This is a genomic window from Bradyrhizobium sp. S69, from assembly GCF_009766005.1.
Lineage (GTDB): Bacteria > Pseudomonadota > Alphaproteobacteria > Rhizobiales > Xanthobacteraceae > Bradyrhizobium.
Window position 1 is genome coordinate 197,806 of sequence record NZ_LMUK01000038.1, and the last position, 17,552, is coordinate 215,357.

General features: G+C 63.5%; 11 protein-coding genes and 1 pseudogene. 7 read left to right on the forward strand and 5 right to left on the reverse strand.

The features are described 5' to 3' along the window. Window positions 1–19: 19 nt before the first annotated feature. A complete protein-coding gene (locus GSQ88_RS15720; RefSeq protein ID WP_159008641.1) occupies window positions 20–1,705 on the reverse strand; it encodes an NAD-dependent malic enzyme in 1,686 nt (561 codons plus the stop codon). 242 nt (window positions 1,706–1,947) lie between these two features. Beyond that, window positions 1,948–2,925 carry a LysR family transcriptional regulator gene (locus GSQ88_RS15725; protein WP_210253823.1) on the reverse strand — a complete coding sequence of 326 codons (978 nt, stop codon included), beginning with the start codon at window positions 2,923–2,925 and terminating at the stop codon, window positions 1,948–1,950. Between the two features lie 169 nt (window positions 2,926–3,094). On the opposite strand from GSQ88_RS15725, the gene GSQ88_RS15730 reads away from it, so the two are divergent. Next, entirely contained in the window at window positions 3,095–3,964 is an 870-nt protein-coding gene (locus GSQ88_RS15730; protein ID WP_159008642.1) for a division plane positioning ATPase MipZ, read from the forward strand. 17 nt (window positions 3,965–3,981) lie between these two features. On the opposite strand, the gene GSQ88_RS15735 is transcribed toward GSQ88_RS15730, so the two are convergent. Further along, window positions 3,982–5,118, reverse strand: coding sequence for a MerR family transcriptional regulator (locus GSQ88_RS15735; protein ID WP_159008643.1), 1,137 nt, complete (start codon window positions 5,116–5,118; stop codon window positions 3,982–3,984). A 132-nt stretch (window positions 5,119–5,250) separates the two neighbouring features. Beyond that, window positions 5,251–5,900 (reverse strand): annotated as a pseudogene (locus GSQ88_RS15740) (Crp/Fnr family transcriptional regulator). Between the two features lie 738 nt (window positions 5,901–6,638). Between GSQ88_RS15740 and GSQ88_RS15745 the strand changes: the two are divergent. The 6 genes from GSQ88_RS15745 (at window position 6,639) to GSQ88_RS15765 (ending at window position 10,794) form a co-directional block, all read left to right on the forward strand. Continuing rightward, window positions 6,639–7,760 carry an HWE histidine kinase domain-containing protein gene (locus GSQ88_RS15745; protein WP_159008644.1) on the forward strand — a complete coding sequence of 374 codons (1,122 nt, stop codon included), beginning with the start codon at window positions 6,639–6,641 and terminating at the stop codon, window positions 7,758–7,760. A 470-nt stretch (window positions 7,761–8,230) separates the two neighbouring features. Then, window positions 8,231–8,413 carry a hypothetical protein gene (locus GSQ88_RS35255; protein WP_210253824.1) on the forward strand — a complete coding sequence of 61 codons (183 nt, stop codon included), beginning with the start codon at window positions 8,231–8,233 and terminating at the stop codon, window positions 8,411–8,413. A 12-nt stretch (window positions 8,414–8,425) separates the two neighbouring features. Beyond that, a complete protein-coding gene (locus tag GSQ88_RS15750; RefSeq protein WP_159008645.1) occupies window positions 8,426–8,626 on the forward strand; it encodes a hypothetical protein in 201 nt (66 codons plus the stop codon). Window positions 8,627–8,709: 83 nt separating this feature from the next. Then, entirely contained in the window at window positions 8,710–9,324 is a 615-nt protein-coding gene (locus GSQ88_RS15755) for a TetR/AcrR family transcriptional regulator (protein ID WP_502706733.1), read from the forward strand. A 71-nt stretch (window positions 9,325–9,395) separates the two neighbouring features. Continuing rightward, complete coding sequence (locus GSQ88_RS15760) at window positions 9,396–10,262, forward strand: DMT family transporter (protein WP_159008647.1); 867 nt, start codon at window positions 9,396–9,398, stop codon at window positions 10,260–10,262. A 157-nt stretch (window positions 10,263–10,419) separates the two neighbouring features. Continuing rightward, window positions 10,420–10,794 (forward strand): hypothetical protein, encoded by a 375-nt coding sequence (locus GSQ88_RS15765; protein ID WP_159008648.1) that lies wholly within the window; start codon window positions 10,420–10,422, stop codon window positions 10,792–10,794. A gap of 934 nt (window positions 10,795–11,728) precedes the next feature. Here the strand turns inward: GSQ88_RS15765 and GSQ88_RS15770 are convergent. Then, window positions 11,729–17,470, reverse strand: coding sequence for an apolipoprotein A-IV repeat region-like domain-containing protein (locus tag GSQ88_RS15770; RefSeq protein ID WP_159008649.1), 5,742 nt, complete (start codon window positions 17,468–17,470; stop codon window positions 11,729–11,731). Window positions 17,471–17,552: the final 82 nt, after the last annotated feature.

Here is a 17,552-nt window from a genome sequence, read left to right on the forward strand (position 1 = left end):
GCGTGAGCCCTCGCGCGTTTCATCGATCGAGCTTTCGATACGGCCGGTAGCGCGGCTCCCAGACATAGGCGTCGATACGCGCGTCCAGTTCCGCGGCCTCACATTGCTCGGCGACGCCATCGATCTGCGCCCGGCGCGCGACCGCCTTGGCCATCAGGACGGATACGTTCCGCAAATCCGATATCGGCGGCAGCAAACGTGGCATGGCATCGGAAGCAACCGCTCCGATGCTCGACAGCGTCACCGCAGCGGCCATGAACATCCCGTCGGTGACCCGGCGCGCCCCGGAAGCGAGAATACCGAGCCCCATGCCGGGAAAGATGTAGGAGTTGTTGGTCTGGGTAATGCGATAGGTCCGGCCGTTCCAGTTCACCGGAGCAAACGGGCTGCCGGAGCCGATCAGGGCACGCCCGTCGGTCCAGGAAACCAGTTGCTCGGCTGTGGCTTCACTGCGGGAAGTCGGGTTGGAAAGAGGAAAGATCACCGGTCGGTCGACCTGCTGCGCCATGGCGCGCACGACCGCCTCGGTGAACGCGCCGGCCTGGCCGGACACGCCGATCAAGACCGTCGGTTTCGCGTTGATCACAACATCCAGCAAGCCGATGCCGCCAGCATTCTGTTGCGCCCAGCCTGCAACGGCGTTCTTGGCCTGAACGAACGGCTTCTGGGCTTCGGTGATTCCCGGCATGCCCTCGACCAGCAGGCCGTCGCGATCGACCGCGAAGAAATTACGGCGCGCGGCGGCTTCATCCGCGCCGGCTTCGATCATCGCTTGCAGGATCAGCGTGGCGATCCCGCATCCGGCCGATCCCGCGCCCAAAAGGGCAATGCGCTGCTCCGTCAGGGGCAGGCCTGTCACCTTGACCGCCGTCATCAGGCTGGCCGCCGCGACCGCGGCGGTGCTCTGGATGTCGTCATTGAAGGTGCAGAGCCGGTCACGGTAGCGCGCCAACAGCCGGCCGGCATTGTGGCCGGCGAAATCTTCCCATTGCAGCAGCACGTCCGGCCACCGCTCCACCACCGCCGCCACGAACTCTTCGACGAATGCGTCGTAGTCAGTCTCGCCGATACGCTCATGCCGCCAGCCCACATAGATCTGGTCGGTGAGACGGTCGCGATTGTTGGTGCCGACGTCGAGCAATATCGGCAGCGTGAAGTCGGGGTGGATGCCGGCGCATCCGGTATAGAGCGCGAGCTTGCCGATCGAGATGCCCATGCCGCCCGCGCCTTGATCGCCCAGACCAAGGATGCGCTCGCCGTCGCTGACGACAATGACCCGCACCTTGTCGAAGCGCGGGTCGGCCAGTATCTCGCGAATTTTATGCCGGTTCGGGTAGCTCAAAAACAGCCCGCGCGGCTTGCGCCAGATCTCGCTGAAGCGCTGGCATCCCTCGCCGACGGTCGGCGTATAGACTAGCGGAAGCACTTCCTCGAGATTGCGGGTCACCAGCGCGTAGAACAGCGTTTCGTTGGTGTCCTGCAGATCGCGCAAGAAGGCGTAGCGCTCGAAGTCGGTCTGGTAGGCGCGCAGCACCTGTAGGCGGCGCGCGACCTGATCGTCGAGCGAGCCGACATGCGGTGGCAGCAGTCCGTGCAGGTGGAAGGCGTCACGCTCTTCGGTGCTGAACGCCGTGCCTTTGTTCAGCATCGGCGTGTTGACGAGCTCATAGCCCGTGCGATCGGTCTCGATCGGTCCATTCCACATGCGGCGGCTCCTTGTGCGTGGTCCATCTGCCCCGTTGGAACAGCCCGGTCAATATGACAGCGCCATCATGTGGTTCAAACAAACGCGGGGGATCGGAACGGCGCGGTAGAGCGTTTTCGAGCCAACGGGTCGCGCGAATGCGCGCCCGATGACAGGCTCCGTGGGCACCGGTTCGCGTGAAGAAAACGCGTCAAAACAAAAGACTAGAGCCCCGTTCCGATTCCATCGGAACGGAAAAGGCTCTAGGTAGCAATCTTGAATGTCAGTTCATCGGTTGTTTCTTTCCTGGCTCCGCCCATCGCGTGAACCACGTGATCGACAAACAAACGGATCCGGGGAGGGACCGGCTTGCCCGGAGCGAACACCGCGTACAATTCGATGGTCGCGCAGCGATACCCCGGCAGTAACTCGACGAGTCGTCCGGCGGCCAGATCGTGAGCGATGTCCCAGTGCGCTTCCCAGGATATGCCTTCACCAGAAAGCGCCCACTCATGCAGAACCGAACCGTCGCCGCTGGACAGGCTTCCCGAAACATGGGCCTCGTAATCGGTTCCTTCGCGGCTGAAGCGCCATAGATCGACGAGACGGTGGCGCCGCGCCAGACGCAGGCAGTTGTGTTCGCTGAGCTCGCCGGGGGACGTCGGAGCACCCTTGCGCGCGATATAGGAAGGCGCCGCGCAGACGATCTGGCTCGTCGTCGCGACCTTTCTCGCGATCATCGTCGGATCGCTCGGAAGCCCGAAGCGGAACACGAGATCGAAGCCGTCGGCTTCGTTTTCGAGGCCGACATCCGAGAGCACGAGATGCGCGTCGAGGCCGGGATGCTGGGCTGCGAAGGCCGCAAGCAGCGGCGCAAGTTGCCGGCGTCCAAAATCCGCGGGAGCTCCGACCCGCAGCAAGCCACGCGCCGCCCCGCCGCGCGAGGCGACCTCGGCTTCCGCGTCGCGAATTTGTTCGAGGATCGTCTTGCATCGCTCGTACAGCAGCAGGCCTTCGTCGGTAAGCCGGAACCGGCGAGAGCTGCGCTCGGCCAATCGAACACCAAGTTTTGCTTCCAACGCCGACAGCCGCCGGCTTACCGCGGCCGGAGAGGATTGCAGGGCAAGTGCTGCGGCGGATATTCCGCCGGTCTCGACGATGGTGCGAAACAGCGCAAATTCGGAAACTGAATCCAAAATTGTTCCTCCCGCCGACGGATGCCTGCCGGCGACGGCATCCAACTTACCATTTATTGCTGCCGGCGTGGCGGCGGCAACGGCTGCGCGTGCCGTGCTGCGCCGCACAGGATGCGCCGTCTATGGTCGTCTGCGCTTGCGGGAACCCGGCGAATCAAAGCTAATTGCGCGGACCTGCCAGAGTGAAGCTTCATCATGTTTCGAAGGCGGTCCAATGTTGGTTGAACACGCAATACGCGCGCGGTCGGCGCGGGTGATCGTCGTCGGTAACGAAAAGGGCGGCTCGGGCAAGTCCACCGTCGCCATGCACATCGCCATCGCCCTGACCAAGTCGGGACAGAACGCTGCCACCATCGACCTCGATACGCGGCAGAAGAGCTTTACCCGTTACATCGAGAACCGGCGCGCCTGGGCCCGGCAAGCCACCCGCAAGCTCGATATTCCCGAACATTTCTGTTTCGGAAATCTCAATTACCCGAGCGCCGACGAAGAGGCCGCCGGCTGCAAGGCGCTCGAGGACACCGTCGATACGCTGGCCGACCGCTATGGTGTCGTCGTGATCGACACCCCGGGGCAAGACAGCTATCTGGCGCGGCATGCGCATTCGCTGGCGGACATCCTGATCACGCCGCTGAACGACAGTTTCGTCGACCTCGACGTGCTCGGCAGCGTCGATCCCGCGACGCTGAGCGTCACCGGCGTCAGTCACTACGCGCAGATGGTCGAGCATGCGCGCGGTCAGCGCCGGGTTCGCGATTCCGGCACCATCGACTGGATCGTGTTGCGCAACCGGTTGTCGACGCTCGGCTCACGCAACAAGCGCGTGGTCGGCGAAGCCTTGCAGGAGCTCTCGCGCCGGCTGAACTTCCGTCACATCGATGGGCTGGCCGAACGGGTGATCTTTCGCGAATTCTATCCGCGCGGACTGACCGCGGTCGATGATCTCGATGAGGCAACCTTGAACGCGCGCCCCACGATGTCGCACATCACCGCGCGGCTGGAGATGCTGAAACTGCTGGCGGCGATGGGACTGGATCGCGCGATGACGAGCGCGACCGTCGATCAGGGCCGCGACGCGGCTTGAGACCCGGCAGCGAACCATCAAGCCATTTGCGGTCGCCACGCAATGACGCCCTCTGTCCGTGCGCGCACTTCAGGTGATGCAAGACAGGTCGCCACGGCCTCGAAACCGGGAAATCCAGGATACGGACGGACCGTGGTTGGGGGGCTGTGATTGGCCGGGCAAAGGATGATTGATTCGTCGTTGCCCACGGCGTCCAGATCCAGAATCGAATTGGATCGCGTAAGAAAAAACAGCGGTCGAAGTTCGGGACCACGGCGGCGCAGGCGTGCGATCAGAGCTTCCTGGGTGGCCTTGTCGAGCCCCTGTTCCAGCATGTCGATGACCAGGGCGCTCGGGCCCTCGGTTTCCAACCCGGCGATCAGGCAGACCAGAGCCTCCGAAACGGTGGCACCGTCATCGACCAGCCACGCCAGCGTCTGATCGACCCGCGACTTGAGGGCCGGATCGCCGTCCAGCCGTGGTTTGGCCGCCGCGTCCCCGTGCATGAGCCGATCCAGGCCGAGGAATGCGGCGCCCGGCAGGGTCTCGGCGATGCGCTTGGCCAGTTGCGTCTTGCCGCTGCCCAGCGGTCCAATGACGTAGTTCAGGGAGCGGATGTCTTGCAATTCAAACCGTTCGCCACCCCAAGGCCAGGGCAGGTCGAACGCGACGCCAGAGCCTTTTCCGTTCCGATGGAATCGGAACGGGGCTCTGGTCTTTTGTTCTGACGCGTTTTCTTCACGCGAACCGGTGCCCACTTCGCTCGAAAACGCTCTAAATCTGGCGGACGGTCTCATCAGGTTTGCGAGTTCGCGGGCGACCGGCGCCCGCCCGCCGGCGAGGTCGGCCCGCAAGCGGCGGACCTTATCGACGGCATCGACGAGTTGATGAACGCGATCTTCGAGCGCCGCCTGATGCGCGGCCAGTGCCGGTTCAAGACTCTCGGAGCAGCCTTCCAGCACGCGCGCCACCTGGCTGAGGCTAAGGCCGAGTTCGCGCAACGCCGCGATCTCGGCAACGCGGGCCATCTCGTCGGGACCGTAGGCGCGCCAACCGGCCGCGGTGCGGACCGGGGCGATGAGACCGCGCTGCTCGTAGAGCCGCAACGCCTTGGCGGAAACGCCCAGCCGCTTGGCGGCCTCGGAAGGACTCAGGAAGGATGCGGCGGAGTTCACGAATCACCTCGACATTGGCTGACCGCACCCCTTATCGGGGCGGCCCCAAGGGTCGGGTCAAGTGGCAATCCGCCAATTCTGGACAATTTCGCGCGCGATCAAGCCGCGCTTGGTCGCGTGATTCGAGGCTTGCTAGGTTGGTTTTTCGTCTCTTTGCAGCTGAGGTTTTTCATACAAGACCGCGTTCAACAAAGAACGGTGCACCTCGATCTTTCCGTTGTAGCTGATCAATCCCAGCTTGCGAAATTTGTTCAGGAAGAAGCTCACCCGCGATCGGGTCGTTCCGATCATCTCCGCCAGGGTTGCTTGACTGATCGAAGCATCGATCGGCGTTGGCTTCTCATCCTTTCCGAAATGGCCAGCAGAAGAAGAAGGCGCGCGAGCCGTTTCTCGCTCGAATTGAATAGCTGGTCGATCAGATCTTCTTCCGTGCGATTGCTCCGGGTTACCAGGTAAGTCACGAAAAGCTCTGAAAACGCAGGCTGCTTGCGAAGCGCCGCCAGCATCGCCTTCCGCGTTATCGAGGTGACAAGGCACTCCTCCAGAGCCTTCGCGGTTCCGATGCGGACGGTCTGACCATTCAGACATCCCTCACCAAAAAACTGCGAAGGATTCAAGATGCCGACGACCGCTTCTTTGCCCTGCTCGGAAACGACGGTCACCTTGACCGCGCCGGACTGGATGTAAAAAATCTTATCGGCCTCTTCGCCTTGGGCGTAGATGATCCGGCCTTTACGGTACTTGGTTATCGTCTTGCCGACCCCGACTTTGGCGAGAAACATTTGGGGATCGAATTGTCGCTTTGCTGACTTCACAAGCCTCTCCTTTGGACCGGCGATGTCTAAATATTAAAAATGGGGTGTTGTGGTCAATATTGACCAACAAACCCGTTTTAGGGGTGAGAAAATCACCCAATCAGTAGCCGGTGTCCGGCAGCGCGTCGCGCACCCGCTTGATCCAAGAGGGGGTCCTGCATGCTCGGCTCTCATGCACTACCCGCCGGTCCGCCGCTCGGCACCCTGGAGCGCCCGCGCTGTCAGCACTGCCAGACCCGCACGATCCTCGGCCGCTCGGCGCCCGGCCCGGCAGGTTACGAATTCCGCACTTTCGAGTGCCCCAGATGTGACCGTGTCCAGCGAACCCTGGTGGTCAGCGACCCCATGAGCGGCGACGCGAGAGGGTGGCTTCGTGGAGAGCTTAAATCCCCGGACTAGATTGTGGCAATCTCCCGACACATTAAAAATGGCGGCCGCCGCGGCCATATCCAGCAGTTGCAAGCTGCATCAGCGAACTGAGGCCCGGCATGCGTAACAGGAATAAGGTCGTATTTTTGACGGCGGACCATCTGGACGAGCAGGCGGATGCGCGCGCCAGTGAGGCGAACCGATTACCCGAAGGAGAGGCAAGGCAGAATGCGCTTCGGAGCGCGGCACAGTTGAGGGTGTACGCTTCCATGAAGCGCGTGCTCACCCCACAACTGCCAAATCGAAATAATAGACGCGGATCGGAAGGCTAGCGGAATGTCGGACTTTGAGCCTACCTCGCGGCCCCCTAACGGCCATCTCTTCACAGCGAGGAGTGTTCTTGCCGACGCGCCCTTCCGGCGAAAACCGCTGAGCACTTCCATCAAGGTGGTCGCGAGGGCAGCGCGTGCCGCCCTCGGTTTGCGTCCCGCCCAACAGCCCTTCGAATTGCCCGCGCGGCTGTTCGAACAACTGCCGTTTGCGGTTTATGTGTGTGACCGGGACGGCCTGGTGCTGCGATACAACCGCCGCGCTGCCGAACAATGGGGCCGGTCGCCCAAACCCGGCGATCCCAACGAACGGTTTTGCGGATCACATCGAATGTTCCGCCCCGACGGCAGTCTGCTCCCGCACCATCAATGCCCCATGGCGGATGTGCTGCGCACCGGCATCTCCGTGCGCGAACGGGAAGTCCACATCGAGCGACCTGACGGCGTGCGCGGCATCGCGCTCATCGACATCGAGGCCATCAAGGACGGCGACGGGAACATTGTCGGCGCGGTCAACTGCTTCCAGGATATAACGGAGCGCAAACGCAGCGAGGCGCAATTCGTCAATCTCGCGCACGAGGCCGAGCATCGCGTCAAGAACATCTTGTCCACCGTGCTGGCGACGGTGCGTCTCTCTCGCGCCGATACGCCCGATGATCTCAAGCACGTGATCGAAGGGCGCATCAATGCCCTCGCAAAGGTCCATGGGTTGTTCGTGCAGTCGCGCTGGACCGGAGCTGAGCTCCACACGCTGGTCACGCAGGAGCTTTCGCCTTATAGCGGCGCCACAGAGGGGCGCGTGCGAATTGAGGGACCATCCTTGATGCTGGAGCCGAATGCGGCTCAGACGATTGCGATCTCCCTGCATGAACTCGCCACCAACGCGGCAAAATACGGCTCGCTATCGGCAGCGGATGGCCGCGTTGAAGTCGCCTGGTCGCGTACGGCAGACCGGCGGCTCAGTTTGCGCTGGGTTGAATTCGGTGGGCCGACCGTCACGCCGCCCACCCACCGGGGGTTCGGCACGCGCGTGATAGAAAAGATAATTGTAGGCCAACTGGGGGGTGAGGTGCATTTCGATTGGCGCGACCAGGGGCTGGCGTGCGAGATCGCCCTGCCGCTTGCCTAGTGTTGTCGTCATCCTCCTGCCATCGCCTGTGAGAGTGAGGCGGCTGGCTCAGGCGGCCATTTGGCAGGCGGCTGCCTCGGTCCGGCACGGCCCGTGAACACTTTCACCTGAATGAGCAATATTGACCAGTGTGCGGCGTCTGAAGGCCGCATACTCGGTGATCACCGTCCGTCAGCGGCATCCACCGGTGACAGAGAGTTCGGTAACGCTCCCGCCCAATACGGGGAAGTGTCATGACCTCCATTCCGCAATCCCTGACGACAATTGAGCGCCCGCGCTGTTCCCGCTGCCAAACGCGGATGATGCTGGAACGGGTATCATCGGGGCCGATCGGCTTCGAACACCGGCTGTTCGAATGCCCCAAATGCGATCACGTTGAGATCAGCGTCATTTCATCCGATCCCTTCAAATCGAACGCGCTCGGTTGGCTTACCGGAGAACTCAGAACACCGAACTGAGGGAGCAACACAATGCTGGATACACAAAACCAGGGGCCGCAATGCACCGCTTGCGGTTCACCGATGAAGTTGACGGCGATCGAGCCGAGTGCGTTCGGCCATGATTTGCGAACCTTTACCTGTCCGCATTGCAGAAGGGTTCAGCGGCATATTATCGAAAGTACCGCGACCGAGGCTTGGCCGAAGATGAGTTGATCGGTGACATCGATGTATCAGCGCGATGAGTGCATAAACCAGGCTTCCATCTGTCGAGAGCAGGCCAAGGCCGATCCTGCGCGTTACGACGATTGGATAGATCAGGCGACCGTGTGGCATCAGCGCGCCATCCAGGCCCGACGCGGGAAAGCGGTGACCTACGACATTCGTGATGGGCGTATGATCCCGAAGCGGCCACGTATCGATTCTTGATCGGGAGACTCTCGACCAATAGCTCGCGTTTGACCGATCGCCGCCATTTGCAATTAAAGACCGATTGGTCTATATATACGACCATGACACCGCAAACCCCCATGCCGTTGCCGCGTGGCCGGCCCCGTGGCTTCGACACGGAAGCCGCTGTCGAGCGTGCCATGGCTGTGTTCTGGTCGCGCGGCTATCACGGCACGGCGCTTCCGGACCTGCTTCGGGCGACCAAGCTGTCGCGTGGCAGCCTTTATGCCGCCTTCGGGGGCAAGCACGCGCTGTTCCTGCGTGCGCTCGATCGCTATATCGCCGACGCGCTGGCGCGGATGGACGCAGAGCTCGATCCGCGCCACCCGCCGGTTGATGGTTTGCGGGCCTTGCTGGCGGGTTACGTCGACCGCACCAGCGGCGCCAGTGGCCGGCGTGGATGCCTGCTGGTGGCCACCGCGATGGAATTGGCCGATCACGATCCGGATGTCGAAAGTCGCATCCGCGGTTTCTTCAAAGCCATGGAGACCAAGACCGCCGGCGCACTGTCGCGCGCGAAGGCCGCGGGCGAACTGGCGGCCGGTGTCGAGCCTGCAAGCGCCGCGCGCATACTGCTCTGCTTCGTCGAGGGACTTCGGGTGATCGGTAAAACCGGACCCGCACGAACCATGTCGCAAGCCACCGCCGACGCTCTGCTCGACCGCTTCATCAGCTAGCTCAGCCCGCGGACGCTGCCCAGGTTATGCGCGCCTATATCTGGACCGATTGGTCTTAAAAAGAGGATGCCATGTCTTTCATTCAGATCGCCTGCGCGGTGCTGGTGCCGCTGCTCTGGGGCTATCAGTTCGTCGCCATCAAGGTGGGCGTGGTGCAGTTTCCGCCGCTTTTCTTTCTCGGATTGCGCTTCCTCGCCATGGCACTGCTGCTGATCCCTTTCGTCAAAAGACCGACACGTCAGGAGTTCGGCCCGATCGCTCTGATCTCGGTCTTCCTGGGCGGACTGAATTTCGGATTGTTCTATGTGGGCATGGGGCTCGGTTCGGGCAGCATCTCTGCCGTCGCCTATCAACTCAACACGCCCTTCACCGTGCTGTTGGCGTGGCTGCTGCTGGCGGAGAGGCCGTCGCTGATGACGTCCGCCGGTGTGTTGCTCGCCTTCGGCGGTGTGGTGGTGTTGGCGGCCGGGCCGGGCCTGTCGGCAAATGCGTTACCGATCCTGCTGGTGGCCGGCGCAGCCTTCGCGTTCGCGGTCGCCAACGTCCTGACCAAGCGCCACGGCCCGTTCGATCCTTTGATGTTGACGGGGTGGTCGTCGCTTTTCACGGTGCCGCAGGTGATGTTGATGTCGCTGTTCACGGAACACGGACAACTGATGACCCTCGTCACGGCGGACGAACGTGGCTGGATGGCGCTCGCCTACACCATTTTCATCGGGGGAATTGCAGGCTTCGGCCTCTGGTTCTGGCTGATCGGGCGTTGCACCATGGCCCGCGTGGCGCCGTTCGCCCTGCTGCTTCCGGTGTTCGCGCTGATCTCGAGCGTGTTGTTCCTCGGCGACCGCGTGACCCCGACATTGGCGATCGGGGCGCTACTCGCGATCGCGGGCGTCGCCATCACGCAAGTGAGGCCGATCGCTCGACCGGATTTAACGTGAAGTCGCCTCTGACGACTTCCGCCATTGCGCAGCAACGATCGATCGGCATCGTGCAAGCGCTACGGCGGGAAAACGCATGACGATTCCATGGGAGTTATTAAACGACCATTAACCCGAGGGTAGCACCAATGGCCGCTACGCTGAGGAAGGATCGATCGTGAACCAGAGATCGTTTGGCCGTCGTGGGGATCCGCAGCCTTCATTCGGTCGTTCGATGGGGACAACCGAAACCGTGGCCCAAGCCGCGAGGGTCCCGTCCACCGCGCCCTCTATCGAGCGGCCCGTGCGCTTGCCGGAAAAAATCGAGCTCCCTTCGCTCGATGACGAATTGCGACAATGGAAGCTTGCACGCAAACGAAACTTCGAGATCCCATGGCGTCCGCTTTCGCTGATGGCGACGCTGTGTTTCGGCATCGGCTCCTTCGTGTTGCCTGATTCAGTGAACGATAACGTAGAATGGCTGCTCTATGCTTTGGCGGCGGCGAGCCTGTATGCAGGCTTTCGTAAACGTCGCCGGGACACCAAGAGCTGATCTGATGGGTCGCTTGTCCGCTCATCTCACCCGCAAGCGTGGCCGTCACTGCGCTGAACACCATCCTTCGAGACGCGGCCAAGCGGCCGCTCCTCACGGGCGAACGCAGCGCGTTCGTCCCGGGGATGACGCTTCTTTTTGCTTGCGCGCAAAATCTAATTTGTTGGCTCGATTCTATCTGATTTGGCCTGTCCATCGCTTCACATCTCCACGACATTTCTGATTTTCAGAAATTATCCTTGACTCTCGGCCCAAATCAGCTGCTTATTCCCTGCCATCCCGTCCCGAGGAGAGGGGGCGTTGGCCATCGTCACTGACGTTGGGGCGGGGAGCGGTGGACGCGGATGCGCTTTTGACGAACGGCGCTGATGCGGACGGCAAAGTCGTGTGGTCCTGACGCCCCGATGGCAGGTGTCAAGTTCTTGAGAAGCTCACGCTTCTTAGGGACGACGGTGACAAGCAAGCCAGGTCTCGCCGGGGAGAGCACGATATAAGCTGTAAAACCATTGCGCAGGGAAGGCCGGACTGCTTCCGCTGAACCTGTATGCTCGTGTGCGTTTTTGTTTGCTACTTTTGCACGCGAGACCGCGGGTGCAGCGCGCACCCGGTCTTCCCTGCGCCCTCTCGTTTTTGGGGGCAAACGAATTTGCAAACCTCGGGCGGATGCCGTCGCGAGAATGCCCACGTTCGTCATCGTCCGCGAAGGCGGACGATCCAGTATTCCGAGGCGTCAGTGATGGAATCGGAACTCGCGGCGTAATGGATACCCGCCTTCGCGGGTATGACGGCGGTGGGTGGAGTATCGTCATCAGCGTCATTTCGAGGAGCGAAGCGAAGCAAGCCTCTGTTCTCGGCCCGCTCTTCACCCAAACGAAAACGGAGGCATCGCTGCCTCCGTTTCTTTATTCGCTATTCGCCACTCGCTATTCGCGGCTCATCCCAGCCGTCCCGCCGCATGCGCCAGCAGGGTGTAGACCATGCCGGTCTCGGAGGTGAGGTGGCTGCGCAGGGCCTGCGGGCCGCGCTCGTCGCGGGCGACTTCGTCGAGCAGGCGCTCGAACTCGGCGATGTAGCGGTCGACCGTCTGCTTGAAATTGCGGTCGGCGCGATATTTGCGGGCGACCTCGTCAAAAGCCTTCTGGCCGGCCGGCGTGTAGAGCCGCTTGGTGAAGGCCTTGCTCTCGCCGCGCTGATAGCGATCCCACATCTCGGCGGCGAGGTTGCGATCCATCAGGCGTCCGATGTCGAGCGACAGGGATTCCAGCGGGTTGACGCTCGATGCCGGCGGCTGCGGCGGACGGCTGCGCGGGATCTCCGGATTGCCGGCGCCGGTGTCGGCGCGGTTGAGCAGGCCGGAAAGCCATCCGTCATTGCTGCCATCGGCACTGGCGGGACTGACCGGCGGAGCTTCGGTGCGCCGCGGGGCGGGCATGCCGAGGTCCGGTGGCGGCAGGCTCGATGCGCTGCTGGCGGTTTCGCGCATCCGCGGCGCTGGCGGCGGGGGCGGCGGCGCGGAACGCGGGGCGGCGTAGGTTTCGCCACGTCCGCCGACGGTTGCCAGCATCGGCTCTTCCTCGCGCTGCACGCTGGCGCGGCCGCTGCTCGCGCTCACCACGTCGAGCCCGCGGCCGTGGCGCGCCACGATCCGGTTGAGCTCGGCCAGCGCCTCGATCTGATCGACGATTACCTTGCGCATCTGCGAGGTGCTCTCGGCGGCTTCCTGCGGCATCTCCAGCACGCCACGGCGAAGTTCGTTGCGCGTGGCTTCCAGCTCGTGCTGCATTTCGCCGGCCATCTGCTTCATGCTCGAGACCATGTTCGCGAACTTGTCGGCGGACTCCCGGAACATGGCGTCCGCTTCCTGAGTGCCCTGCTGGTAGAGCTGGCTCATGGTGTCGGCGGTGAGCCGGCGCTCTTCCTCGGCGGACTGACGGACCGCCTCGAACTGCCGGGTGATCGCAGCCGAACCGGCGCCGGCGGTTTCCGCCACCACGCGGGCGATGTCGCGGGCGCGCTCTTCGGCGGCCGCCAGCGATTCATCGAGCAGGCTGGTGAACCGCGACAGCCGCTGATCGAGATCGGTGGTTCGCAGATCGATGGTGGTGACCAGCGATTCCAGCGTCGCCTTGCGCTCGGCGACCGACGCGGTGGTGCTGCGGTTGCTTTGTTCGACCACGGTTGCGGCCTCGACCAGCGTCTTGCCGTGGGTTTCGAACTGGGTCGACAGCGTGCCGAGGTTATCCAGCGCTTCGGAGGTCTTGCCGTTGAACACGTTCAACTGGTCTTCCAGCGCCTGCGAGGCGATGCCGTTGCGCGAGGTGACGTCGTTCATCGCGGTGACGAAATCGGCGACACGGGTCACCAGCGCGCGCTCCAGCGAGTTGAGGTTGTCGTGGGCGCCGGTGAGCACTTCCTGCAGCAGGATATTGCCTTCACGCAGCCGCTCGAACAACGCCACCGTGTCGGTGCGCAGGATCTTGCTGGTTTCCTGCATCTCGGTGACCGCCGCGATCGAGACCTGACGCGACTGCTCGATCGCGGTCCGCGACGACAGCTCGAGGTCTTTCAGCGACTTGTTGACCGCCCCGGTGGCCAATTCGCCGGCCGAGGTAATGGTTCGCGCGACGTCGCTGCCGTTGGTGGTCAACGACTGCGAGAAGGCCTGGCCGCGGGTTTCGATGGCGCGCAGCGCCTCCGACGTGACGCGGTCGATATCGAGCGTGAGCTGGCTGGTCTTGCCGCTGATGGCGTCGACCAGCGTCCCGCGCTTGCCGTCGATCATCTGCGACAGCCGATCGGTCTGCTGCTGCACATAGGTGACGATTTCGTCGGTCTTGCCGGTCATGGTGGAACCGAACGAGCCGCTGGCGGCGAGCACCGAGCGCTCGATATCGGCCGAGGTCGACTTGATCTTGGAGCTGATCTCGTTCGACGCGGCGACCAGCGCGCTCTGTGCATTGACCGCCGAGGTCTGGATATTGTCGGTTGTGGTGACGGTGACCACACCGAGCGAGCGCTCGATTTCGATGGAGATCGCTCTGATCTGGCTCGCAGCGTCGGACGAGGTCGCGGCGAACGAGCTTTGCGCCTCGCGGGCGCTGTTGAGGATCGAGGTCGCGGTATCCGCGCCGACCGCCGTCAGGGTGCGTTCGACATCGATCGCCAGCGACTTGACGTGGTTGGCGGCCTCCGAGGAAGCGCTGACCAGCATGCTCTGCGCGTCGCGGGCGCCGGAGGTGATCTGTTCGGCGGTGGCGGTGCCTGCCATCGACAGCGAGCGCTGCATGTCGGCAGCGAGCGACTTGACCTGGCTGGCCGCGTCGGCGGACGCCGTGACGAGAACGCTCTGGGCTTCGCGCGCCCCCGATGTGATCGTCTCTGCGGTCGACGTTCCCGCGCTCGACAGCGAGCGCTGCATGTCAGCGGCGAGCGACTTGACCTGGCTCGCAGCATCGGCGGAAGCCGTGACGAGAACGCTCTGGGCTTCGCGCGCCCCCGATGTGATCGTCTCCGCGGTGGACGTTCCCGCGCTCGACAGCGAACGCTGCACGTCGGCGGACAACGACTTGATCTGATTGGCCACTTCCGTGGAAGCCGAAAGCAGCGTGCCGTGGGCGTCGCGTGCGCCGGCGGTAATTGCGTCGGCGGTCGATGTTCCCGCCATCGACAGCGAGCGCTGGACATCGGCGGCGAGCGACTTGACCTGGCTCGCGGCATCCGCGGAAGCGGTGACCAACGTGGTCTGGACTTCACGGGCGCCCGACAGGATCGACGAGGCGGTAGCGCTGCCGGCGGCCGAGAGCGTTCGCTCGACGTCGGCCGACAGCAGCCTGATCTGGGTAGCCGCTTCCCCGGACGAGGCAACCAGGGTTGCCTGGGCTTCGCGGGCGCTGGTCAGGATCGAGTTCGCAGCGCCAGTGCCGACCGCGGTGAGGGCGCTTTCGACTTCCGAGGACGTCAGCTTCAATTGGGCGCCGACGTCGGAGGAAACCGACAGCAGCGATTGTTGCGCGGTGCGCGCGCCGGTCTGGATGGTCTCGCTGGTGTTGACCACGAGGTTGGTCAGCGAGCGCTCGGCGTCCTCGACATGCGACCTGATCCCGGCGGACAATTCCTCGGCGCGTGCCATCAGGCCGTCGCTGGCCTGGCGGCCGCTGCTTTCGATACGGCCTGCCACGGCTTCGACGCGCGAGCCCAGCAGGTCCTCGAACTGCGAGACCCGGGTGTCGATATCGGCGGCGACCGCGCCGACACGGGTTTCGATACCCTGATGAATCTCCTGGAACCGCGCCGTGATGGCGTCGGTGAGCTGGGCGCTGCGGCCATCGATGGTCTGGGTCGCGGTGGTGATGCGCTGGTCGACGGCGTCGACCGCGAGCGCGGTGCCGGCGGTGAGGGAGGTGGCGAGGTGGGTGAGCCGCGAGTCGATCGACTGGATCGCCTGCGTTGCGCCGTCCGTCAGCGTCAATGTCAGTTGCGTGAGGCGGGTGTCGATCGAGTGGATCGCCTGCGTCGTGCCGTCCGTCACCGACGTGGTCAGGTGCGTGAGGCGGCTGTCGATCGAATGGATCGCCTGCGCGGCGCCGTCGGTCAGCGACGTCGACAAATGGGCGATGCGGCCATCGATGGTCTCGGTGACCGATTTGGCGCGCGTATCGAACGTGTTCTCGAGCAGGCCGAGCCGGCCGTCGATGGTATCCGTCACCGCCTTGGCGCGGGTATCGAAGGTCTCTTCCAGCGACGCGAGCCGGCTACCCAGGGTTTCGGTGACCGACTTGGCACGGGTATCGAACGTCTGTTCCAGCGATTGGGCGCGGGTATCGAAGGTATGTTCCAGCGATTGCAGGTGTCCGCCGACGGATTCGTCGAAGGTCCTGATCTTGGTGTCGAGCGAGGTATCGAGATCGGCGACGCGATTGCCGAGCGTGGTCTCGAATTGCAGCAGGCGCTGGTCGAGCGAAGCGGTGATCTCGCCGCTGTTCGAGGTCAGGCGGTTGTCGAAGGTGTCGACATAGGTCTTGAGGCTTTCGGAGATGTCCTGCGTGCGCTGGCCCATCCGCTCGACGATCTCACCGCCGAAGGTTTTGACGGTGCGGTCGAATTCCGAGATGTGACGGGTAATCAGCGCGCCCAGCGTGCCGGAGTCGCGGGCGAATCTTTCGGCGAGGTCGCCGCCCTGGTTCTTCACCAGTTCGTCGAACGCGCTCATCTGCAAGGACAGCGAATCGTGCGCGGTTTCGGTCTGGCTGACGACCTTGGCCATCAGCGAACTGACGGTGGCGTCGAGCGCGTCGCTGGCCTTGTCGCCGCTGTTCATGATCTGGTTCGCCAGCCGATTGCCGGCGTCGTCGATCTTGCTGACCAGATCGCCGCTGCGCAGTTCCAGCTCAAGCAGCAGCGAGTCGGAGGAGTTTTTCAGCGAGTCGTGAACCTGTTCGGTGCGGTCGGAAATGCCGTCGACGATGGTGGAGGAACGCTGCTCGAATTCGCTGGTAATGCGGTCGATGCGCTCGTTCAGCATCTCGTGGACGCGGTCGGCGAGATCGACGAACTCGTCGTGTACGTGCCCGGTCTTGAAATTGAGGCTGGTGGTGAGGCGCTCGCTGGCGTCGAGCACCGCGCGGGTGGTCTCGGCGCTGGCTTCCTCGAGGCGGTCGAGCAGGTCGCCGCCGCGCTCGCCGAGCGCCAGGATCATGTTGTCGCCGGCGTTGCTCAGCGCGCTGGTGATGTGGGCGCCGCGCTCCTCGAGCGCGCCGGTGATGCTTTTGGCGACTTCATCGACGCGCGATGCGATGGCGTCCGAGATCAGCGCGATGTCGTGGCGCAGGTCGATCTGCACGCCGGAAATGGCGCTGCGAACCTGTTCGGCCTGACCGACCAGATTGTCGCGCTGATGGGCGATGTCCTGCAGCAGCGCGCGGATGCGCACTTCATTGTCGCTGTAGGCGCGTTCCAGCGCGGAGACTTCGTTGGCAACCAGGGTTTCGAGTTCGCCGGCGCGCGCGATTGCGCGTTCGACGCCGTCGCCCATCGCCGCGACTTCGCGGCGGATCGCCTGGCCGACGGTGACCATGGAGTCGCTCGCAGCACCCTCGGGCTCGGAGAAGCGGATCGCGACCTGCGCCATCGACTGCGCGATCATGCGCAATTCCTGGCCGCGCCAGGACAGCGCCGCGAGGAAATACAGCAGCAGCACCGGTGCGACGAACAGCGCCGCAAGCCCGGCCAGCGCCAGGGTGCCACCGCTGCCCTGGCCCACCAAGGCCTGCAGCGAGGGCAGGAAGCTGATCGTCAACAAGGCCGCGCCGACCACCCAGACCACGGTGAAAAGCGTCGCGAGCGTAAAAGCGCTGCGGGCGGGGCGGCCCTTCTGGATGGCTTGCAGGATCTGCCCGATGGTTTCGCGGTCGTCATTGGCGGCGCGTCGGGGCGTGGTCGGGCGCGGTTCTTCGATCGGATCGAAGATCGGCCGGTCGTTGCCGGGCCGGGCCTCGAAGGTCGGCTCGTTGAAGATCGGCGGCGGCGAGGCCTGAGACGTCATCTCATCGTGGAGCCCATCGTGATCGCGATCATGGTCGGTCCCGGAATGCGAGACGTCGCTGATGTTCAGGGCTTCCTGAATGGCAGAAAGCGCGACTTCGGTAGGGTCTTTGGCCTTCTTGGGATTGTTCGCCATGTTGAGTCTGCGCCCTCGTTTTACTTTTTACGCATCCGGCTGATCTTGCGGGTGTTTCGCAAGCGTCAGACCGGTCTTCCCC